This window comes from Microbacterium sp. (genome assembly GCF_026393345.1).
Classification (GTDB): domain Bacteria; phylum Actinomycetota; class Actinomycetes; order Actinomycetales; family Microbacteriaceae; genus Microbacterium.
Window position 1 is genome coordinate 1 of record NZ_JAPLAI010000017.1, and the last position, 1,747, is coordinate 1,747.

General features: G+C 73.3%; 2 protein-coding genes and 1 pseudogene. All 3 read left to right on the forward strand.

The genetic code is table 11. The annotated features are described in order from the left end of the window. On the forward strand, positions 1-994 hold a 994-nt coding region (locus NT132_RS02545; RefSeq protein ID WP_297784310.1), incomplete at its 5' end, for an endo-type 6-aminohexanoate oligomer hydrolase. A gap of 31 nt (positions 995-1,025) precedes the next feature. Next, positions 1,026-1,481: a hypothetical protein gene (locus tag NT132_RS02550; RefSeq protein ID WP_297784313.1), complete on the forward strand. Its 456-nt coding sequence runs from the start codon at positions 1,026-1,028 to the stop codon at positions 1,479-1,481. Then, positions 1,478-1,747, forward strand: a pseudogene (locus tag NT132_RS02555) (6-aminohexanoate hydrolase); the annotation flags it as partial. The gene NT132_RS02550 and the pseudogene NT132_RS02555, both read left to right, overlap by 4 nt.

Sequence of the window (1,747 nt, forward strand, 5' to 3'; positions counted from 1 at the left end):
CGGCCCTCCGGTCTTCGGGGGTCCGGGCAACGACGCCTTCGATCTCGCGCCGGTCAGGAGCACGGGCCGCGAGATGCTGCGGTTCGACTTCCCCGGGGTCAGCATCGGCGCGGCGCACTACGAGGAGGGGCCCACCGGTGCGACCGTGATCCACATCCCCGCCGGCGCCCGCACCGCGGTGGACGCGCGGGGCGGGGCGGTGGGGCTCTCCGGCGGCTACGACTTCAACCACGCCATCTGCCTGGCCGGCGGAGCCGGCTACGGGCTCGAGGCGGGCGCCGGGGTGAGCGACGCGCTCCTGGAACGCCTCGAGCATCGCACCGGCTTCGCCGAGCTCCAGCTGGTGTCGTCGGCGGTCATCTACGACTTCTCGGCGCGCTCCACCGCGGTCTACCCCGACAAGGCGCTCGGCCGCGCGGCGCTCGAATTCGCCGTTCCCGGTGAGTTCCCGCAGGGGCGGGCGGGCGCGGGCATGAGCGCGTCCGCGGGCAAGGTGGACTGGGACCGCACCGAGATCACCGGGCAGGGCGCGGCGTTCCGTCGTCTCGGCGACGTGCGCATCCTCGCCGTCGTCGTGCCGAACCCGGTCGGTGTGATCGTGGACCGCGCGGGCACGGTGGTGCGCGGCAACTACGACGCGCAGACCGGGGTCCGGCGCCACCCGGTGTTCGACTACCAGGAGGCGTTCGCCGAGCAGGTCCCGCCCGTCACCGAGGCCGGCAACACCACGATCAGCGCGATCGTCACGAACGTGCGGATGAGCCCCGTCGAGCTGAACCAGTTCGCCAAGCAGGTGCACAGTTCGATGCACCGCGGCATCCAGCCGTTCCACACCGACATGGACGGCGACACGCTCTTCGCCGTCACCACCGACGAGATCGATCTGCCGACGACCCCGGGGTCGTCGCGCGGGCGGCTGTCGGTGAACGCGACCGCGCTCGGCGCGATCGCCTCCGAGGTGATGTGGGACGCCGTCCTCGAGGCCGGCAAGTAGGGGCCCGGCCCCGGAACAGGAGAGGAACGCTGTGGAGATCATCACCGCGACGGTGACGGGCACGGATCCGGGAAGCCGGGGCGCCGAGATCGGGAGCCGCTTCGGGGAGGGGATCCGCGACGCGGTCGACGGCTATCTCGAGTTCTTCGGGATCCGCGGCCTGCCGGAGGATCGGGTGCGCGGGATCGCGGAGAGCTGCTTCGCGACGCTCGAGGCCTGGGCGCCGAACCTGGCGGCCGAGCTCGCCGCCACGGCCGAGGCGGCCGGGGTGCCGCTGTGGCGGCTCGCCGCGCTCAACGCCCGCACCGAGGTGCTCGCGGTCATTCCGCCCGACACCGAGGGTGAGTGCTCGACCGCCGTGTTCGCGCCGCCCGGGGATGCGGCGCCCGAGACGATCCAGACCTGGGACTGGCACGCCCACCTGTGCCGGACGGGCCTCTACTATCTCTTCACCCGCCGCGGCTACACCTTCGGAGACACTCGATGAACGCACGTTCCACCGGCCAGCACCCCGCCAGGTATCCCGGAGCCGCGGCCGGGGAGCCGACACTCGACAGCTGGCAGGAGGCCCCGCAGCTGGCAGGAGGCCCCGCACAACCGCTGGGCCTTCGCCCGCCTGGGCGAGCTGCTGCCCACGGCGGCGGTCTCCCGGCGCGACCCGGCGACGCCCGCGGAGCCCGTCGTGCGGCTCGACGCGCTCGCGACGCGGCTCCCCGATCTCGAGCAGCGGCTCGAGGAGACCTGCACCGACGC